8 protein-coding genes are annotated in these 6262 nt (G+C 57.8%); 7 read left to right on the top strand and 1 reads right to left on the bottom strand.

The annotated features are described in order from the left end of the window. From JX325_RS11660 to guaA, 3 genes are all read left to right on the top strand, one after another. A partial coding sequence (locus tag JX325_RS11660; protein ID WP_204791289.1) for a hypothetical protein occupies nucleotides 1-215 on the top strand: 215 nt, incomplete at its 5' end. A gap of 93 nt (nucleotides 216-308) precedes the next feature. Continuing rightward, nucleotides 309-1523, top strand: coding sequence for a diaminopropionate ammonia-lyase (gene dpaL, locus JX325_RS11655; protein WP_204791288.1), 1215 nt, complete (start codon nucleotides 309-311; stop codon nucleotides 1521-1523). Nucleotides 1524-1688: 165 nt separating this feature from the next. After that, a complete protein-coding gene (guaA, locus tag JX325_RS11650) occupies nucleotides 1689-2642 on the top strand; it encodes a glutamine-hydrolyzing GMP synthase (RefSeq protein WP_307819273.1) in 954 nt (317 codons plus the stop codon). Between the two features lie 171 nt (nucleotides 2643-2813). Here the strand turns inward: guaA and JX325_RS11645 are convergent, their stop codons facing one another. Continuing rightward, on the bottom strand, nucleotides 2814-3371 hold the full coding sequence (locus tag JX325_RS11645; RefSeq protein WP_204791286.1) for a helix-turn-helix domain-containing protein: 558 nt from the start codon (nucleotides 3369-3371) through the stop codon (nucleotides 2814-2816). A 165-nt stretch (nucleotides 3372-3536) separates the two neighbouring features. On the opposite strand from JX325_RS11645, the gene JX325_RS11640 reads away from it, so the two are divergent. From JX325_RS11640 to JX325_RS11625, 4 genes are all read left to right on the top strand, one after another. Then, complete coding sequence (locus JX325_RS11640) at nucleotides 3537-3725, top strand: DNA-binding protein (RefSeq protein WP_204791285.1); 189 nt, start codon at nucleotides 3537-3539, stop codon at nucleotides 3723-3725. A gap of 12 nt (nucleotides 3726-3737) precedes the next feature. Beyond that, the gene (locus JX325_RS11635; RefSeq protein ID WP_204791284.1) at nucleotides 3738-4814 is read left to right on the top strand and encodes a site-specific integrase; all 1077 of its coding nucleotides are present in this window, start codon (nucleotides 3738-3740) and stop codon (nucleotides 4812-4814) included. A gap of 3 nt (nucleotides 4815-4817) precedes the next feature. After that, on the top strand, nucleotides 4818-5138 hold the full coding sequence (locus tag JX325_RS11630) for a hypothetical protein (RefSeq protein ID WP_204791283.1): 321 nt from the start codon (nucleotides 4818-4820) through the stop codon (nucleotides 5136-5138). A 142-nt stretch (nucleotides 5139-5280) separates the two neighbouring features. After that, on the top strand, nucleotides 5281-6262 hold a 982-nt coding region (locus JX325_RS11625), incomplete at its 3' end, for a helicase RepA family protein (RefSeq protein ID WP_374220613.1).

Raw genomic sequence — 6262 nt, 5'->3', positions numbered from 1 at the left:
GCGCCAAATTATCAAGTACAATTTTACCGCCGTCCCCCTCTTTTTTTCTTTTTTACGATTCGTACAAAATACTCGTTAAAATTTATACAATTTTCTATCCGCCGCCGTTGTTACCCATCCCCGCCGCCCCCCCGGCGGAAGCTCCCGCTTGGCCGGAAAAGCCCCGCCCCTTTGGCGATTCTGTCATTTTTTTAGATTGCCTAAAAATTTTTTAGATTTCCTCTTGCTTTTTCCGGTTTCTATGCTATCATGGGAACATCACCTGAAATTTTTTTAGCTCAATCAATAATATATTTTGGAGGCGCGTCATGAAAGAAGCCATCAAGTGGACCCTGAACCGCATGCCCAAGAGCGAGGACAAGCAGCTCCCCGTCATGTCCCTGTCCAACGTGGCGAAAGCCCGCTTTTTCCACAGCAGCTTCCCCCAGTACTCCATCACCCCCCTGGCCGAGCTGGACGGCATGGCCAAGTATCTGGGGCTGGCGGGCCTCTATGTGAAGAACGAGGCGCACCGCTTCGGCCTCAACGCCTTCAAGGTCCTGGGCGGCTCCTTCGCCATGGGCCGGTACATCGCCAAGGAAATGGGCCGGGACGTGTCCGAGATGACCTATGACTATCTGACCAGCGAGGCCTTCCGCCGGGAGTTCGGCCAGGCCACTTTCTTCACCGCCACCGACGGCAACCATGGCCGGGGCGTGGCCTGGGCGGCGAATAAGCTGGGCCAGAAGGCTGTGGTCCACATGCCTAAGGGCAGCAGCCAGCCCCGCTTCGACAACATCGCCAAAGAGGGGGCCCAGGTAACCATCGAGGAAGTCAACTACGACGACTGCGTCCGCATGGCCGCCGCCGAGGCCGCCCAGACGGAGCACGGCGTCATTGTCCAGGACACCGCCTGGGACGGCTATGAGGAAATTCCCTCCTGGATCATGCAGGGCTACGGCACCATGGCCGGGGAGTCCGCGGAGCAGCTGCGGCAGATCGGCGTAAACCGCCCCACCCACGTCTTCGTCCAGGCGGGCGTGGGAAGCCTTGCCGGGGCCGTGGTGGGTTATTTCACCAACCTCTTCCCCAACGATCCCCCGAAGTTCATCGTCATGGAGGCCCAGGCAGCGGACTGCCTGTACCAGGGCGCCATGGCCGGAGACGGAAAGCCCCGGGTGGTGGACGGCGATTTGAAGACCATCATGGCGGGCCTGGCCTGCGGCGAGCCCAACACCATTTCCTGGGACATCCTCCGCAACCACGTTACCGCCTTCGTCTCCTGCCCCGACTGGGTCAGCGCCCGGGGCATGCGGATGCTGGGCGTGCCCGTGAAGGGGGACCCGGTGGTCATCTCCGGCGAGAGCGGCGCGGTGGGCATGGGCCTGATCGCCGCCATCATGGAAACCGACGAGTACAAGGACCTGCGGGAGGCCATCGGCCTGGACCGCTACAGCCAGGTGCTGATGTTCTCCACGGAGGGCAACACCGACCCCCTGAAGTTCCGCAAGGTGCTGTGGGACGGCGAGTTTGCCACGGTCTGAGGGGGAATCTATATTATAATGTATCAGAGCCGGACCGGAGGGTCCGGCTCTTTTTGAATTCTGTTGCCTTCCGGCCAAAAATGTGATATAACAGCAGATGGAAGAAACAAAGAAAAACTTTACGATGGAGGACAGCTTATGAATACCAACATCCGTCCCGCGGACATGAAGCGGATCAACACCCCCCAGCTGGCGGAGGCGTTCATCGCCGAACAGGTGGCCCAGGTCCGGGCCCAGGTTGGGGATAAAAAGGTGCTGCTGGCCCTCTCCGGCGGCGTGGACTCCTCGGTGGTGGCGGCCCTGCTCATTAAGGCCGTCGGAAAGCTGCTGGTCTGCGTCCATGTGAACCATGGTTTGATGCGCAAGGGCGAGAGCGAGCAGGTGATTGAGGTTTTCAAAAACCAGCTGGACGCCAACCTGATTTACGTAGACGCCACGGACCGCTTCCTGGACCTGCTGGCAGGCGTGGACGAGCCGGAGCGGAAGCGGAAGATCATCGGCGGCGAGTTCATCAAGGTCTTCGACGAGGAGGCCCGGAAGCTGGAGGGCATCTCCTTCCTGGCCCAGGGNACCATTTANCCCGACATTCTGGAGAGCGACGGGGTTAAGGCCCACCACAACGTGGGCGGCCTGCCGGAGGATATGGACTTTGAGCTGGTGGAGCCGGTGAAGCTGCTGTTCAAGGACGAGGTCCGGGTTGTGGGCCGGGCCCTGGGCCTGCCGGTTTCCATGGTGGAGCGCCAGCCCTTCCCGGGGCCGGGCCTGGGCGTGCGGTGCCTGGGGGCCATCACCCGGGACCGTCTGGCGGCCCTGCGGGAGTCCGACGCGATTTTGCGGGAGGAGTTCGGCAAGGCGGGCCTGGCAGAGAAGGTGTGGCAGTTCTTCACCGTGGTGCCGGATTTCCGGTCCACCGGCGTGCGGGACGGCAAGCGGGCCTTTGACTGGCCGGTGATCATCCGGGCGGTCAACACTGTGGACGCTATGACGGCCACGGTGCCGGAGATTCCCTGGGCGGTGCTCCAGACGATTACGGGCCGGATTCTGGCGGAGGTGCCGGGCGTGTGCCGGGTGCTGTATGATTTGACGCCGAAGCCGGTGGGGACGATTGAGTGGGAATGACCGTCAAAGCGGCGCAAACCCGCATGAATACAGGGTTTTTGACCTGTCACTTTGCCTTGTGATACTGGATTGATACTATTCGTTTCAACCCGGTCACACAAGAGAATGATTGCAAAGGGCAAGCGAACCGCCCTGCTGAACGACAAATTCAGCAGGGCGGTTTTGCTTGCCCTATTTTTCTTTTCTCCAGGGTACATAGTATTTCGATTCTTTCCCGTCATCGCAGGTGCTCGGCCAGTTGATTTTCCATTCAAAGTATTCTTCCCTGGTAATCTCCCCGGCGTGTAGCTCCTGCTGGCGCAAGAGCCATTCCCTCATAAACTCATCCACAAGGCCATAGTTGAAGTAGATACCCACAGGAGGTTGAGCGGGCCAGTCGTCCGTGTCATTGTAGCGGACGGCGGTATCATCGGAGGCCCCCGTCTTGCCGGGGTTGCGGACAAGCTGAAACAGGCGGATGGAGCCAGGGCTGTCCTCGTCCAGCCAGAAGAACGTCCGCATGAAGTCCTCGGCACAGCCGGGTTGAACCGTATAGAAGTTCTGACGGTCTACCCGCAGGGCCTGGGCAATCTTGTCCAGCAGCTCCCTCTTTGGCACACGGTAATTCGTTTCGTACTGGGCAATACGGTTATCCGCTCCCTTTTCCTCAAAGCCGATAGCCAGCCCCAATTCCTTTTGCGTCATACCTCGAAATATGCGGATTTTCTTGATTTTTTCTCCTACTGTCATATGTTCCACCGCCTTTGAAAATAGTATAGCGCAAATAAGCGAAATATGCAAGAAGAAAATTAACAAAATTGCGAAATAAACTCTTGACATTAACAACCATGCGAATGTATAATAAGGATGTCAGCATTAACAATTTTGCGAACTAACAATAAGGAGGTGTTGTATTTGAGCAAAGAGCTGTTTGTACGTGCCGAGGAAGTGGCCGGGGTGCTGGGTATCTCCAAGCCCTACGCCTACAAGCTGGTGCGGGAGATGAACGAGGAGCTGAAGCAGAAGGGTTTCCTCACCATCCCCGGACGGGTGAGCAGGCGCTACTTCGAGGAAAAGTTCTATGGACTGCGGGAAAATCAGTAAGGAGGGAAGAAAATGCCAGCGTACAAAGACAAGGCCAAGGGAACATGGTATGCGTCCTTTTACTTTGAGAACTGGACAGGGAAAAAGGAAAAGAAGATGAAGCGGGGCTTCAAGACCAAGCGGGAGGCGCTGGAATGGGAACGGACGTTCCTGCAACAGCAGACCGCCGACCTGGATATGACCTTTGAGAGCTTCGTGGCGCTCTACGCCGCAGACATGAAAGGCCGTATCAAGGAGAACACCTGGGGGACGAAAGAGCATATCCTCTACAAGAAGCTGGTGCCTTATTTCGGAAAGCGGAAAATGAGCGAAATCCACTCCAAAGAGGTCATGGCGTGGCAGAGCGAAATGCTGAACTACCGGGACAAGAACGGCAAGCCCTACTCCCCCGTGTATCTGAAAACGCTCCACAATCAGTTGAGCGCCGTTTTCAATCATGCGGTGAAGCATTACAACCTGAAAGCCAATCCCGCCGCCCAAGTGGGCAACATGGGCAAGGCCAAGGGCCGGGAAATGCTGTTCTGGACGAAAGCGGAGTATCTGAAATTCGCTGACGCTATGATGGACAAGCCCCTCTCCTACTACGCCTTTGAAATGCTCTACTGGTGCGGTATTCGGGAGGGGGAGCTGCTGGCCCTCACCCCTGGGGACTTCGACTTTGAGAAGCAGACGGTTTCTATCTCGAAATCCTACCAGCGTATCAAGGGCCAGGACGTTATCACCGACCCCAAGACGGCCAAGAGCAACCGGGTCATTCAAATGCCCGCTTTTCTCTGCGAGGAAATGGAGGACTACATCAAAAGCCTATACGCCGTGGAGCCGACAGACCGCATTTTTGCGGTGACGAAATCCTATCTTCACCGGGAGATGGACAGGGGGGCGAAAGAGGCGGGGGTCAAGCGGATCAGGATTCACGATTTGAGACACAGCCACATTTCCCTGCTGATTGACATGGGCTTTACGGCCCTGGCAATCGCTGACCGGGTGGGACACGAAAGCATTGACATCACCTACCGCTACGCTCACCTGTTCCCCACCCGGCAGGCGGAGATGGCGGACAAGCTGAACATGGAGCGAAAGGGGGCTTAAATCATGTCTGCCAAAAATCTCGACAACCACAACCGATGGAGAAATCGTCAGGTGGCGTTCAGACTGTCCCCGGAGGAGGCCGATTTGCTGGACACCTATGTACGCCTGTCCGGGCTGACCAAGCAGGACTACATCACCCGGCGGCTACTGAACCGGGACATTGTAGTGCAGGGCAATCCCAGGGTCTACAAGGCCCTGCGTGACCAGCTCGCCGCCGTCCTGGGGGAACTGCGGCGCATGGAGGCGGGAGGCGGGGTGGATGATGAACTTCTCGCCACTATCCGCCTTATCACCTTGACGCTGGACGGCATGAAGGAGGATTGATAGATTGATGGATTCCAGAGAGACGAAAAGGACTGTCCCATATCCGTCTGTTGGCGCAGACGGGGAACAGCCCATTTCACAAATATGTACCACGAACAGTATATCAGAAGCGGCTACCGAAAACAACCCCCAGGATGAAAGTATGGAGGATATTCTTCGGGAGCTTCAGCGGACAAGCGACCCGGCCTACCTCTACACCGTTTCCATGAACGAGCTTTACCAGAATGTCTACCAGAGCAGACCGCCAATCATTGACGGTCTGCTCTACCCTGGGACATACCTCTTTGCGGGAGCGCCCAAGGTGGGCAAGTCGTTCCTGATGGCCCAGCTTGCCTATCATGTGAGCATGGGCCTCCCCCTGTGGGGCTACCCCGTCCACAAGGGCACCGTCCTCTATCTGGCGTTGGAGGACGACCACCGCCGCTTGCAGGGGCGGCTGTATCGGATGTTCGGCATGGACGGCACCAACGACCTGCTCTTTGCAATCTACGCCAAACAGCTCGGCCTGGGCCTGGAGGAACAGCTAAAGAAGTTCGTCCGCCAACACCCAGATACCAAGCTGATTATCATTGACACCCTCCAGAAAGTCCGGGAGGTCGGCGGGGACAAGTACAGCTATGCCAACGATTACGAGGTGGTGGGCAAGCTGAAACGCCTTGCCGATGATTGCGGCATCTGCCTCCTGCTGGTACACCACACCCGGAAGCAACAGGCCGATGATAAGTTTGATATGATTTCCGGCACCAACGGCCTGTTGGGAGCGGCGGACGGGGCCTTTCTTCTTCAAAAGGAGAAGCGGACGGACGGCAGCGCCATCTTGGACGTGGCAGGGCGTGACCAGCAAGACCAGCGGATGTATCTCACCAAGGACAGGGAGCGGCTTGTGTGGGAACTGGAACGGCTGGAAACGGAGCCGTGGGTGGAACCGCCCGACCCGGTATTGGAGGCCGTTGCCGCCCTTGTGACGGCGGACAGGCCCACCTGGGGCGGCACCGCCACGGAGCTGGCGGCGGCTATCCAGACCGACATGAAGCCCAACGCCCTGGCGATGCGGCTGAATGTCCGGGCCGGGAGACTGGCGGCGGAGTATCATATCCGTTATGAGAACAGCAGGAGCCATGCCG

Origin of the sequence: Oscillibacter sp. CU971 (assembly GCF_905219725.1) — a bacterium.
GTDB lineage: Bacteria > Bacillota > Clostridia > Oscillospirales > Oscillospiraceae > Oscillibacter.
This window is presented reverse-complemented; position numbering and strand designations above follow the sequence as displayed.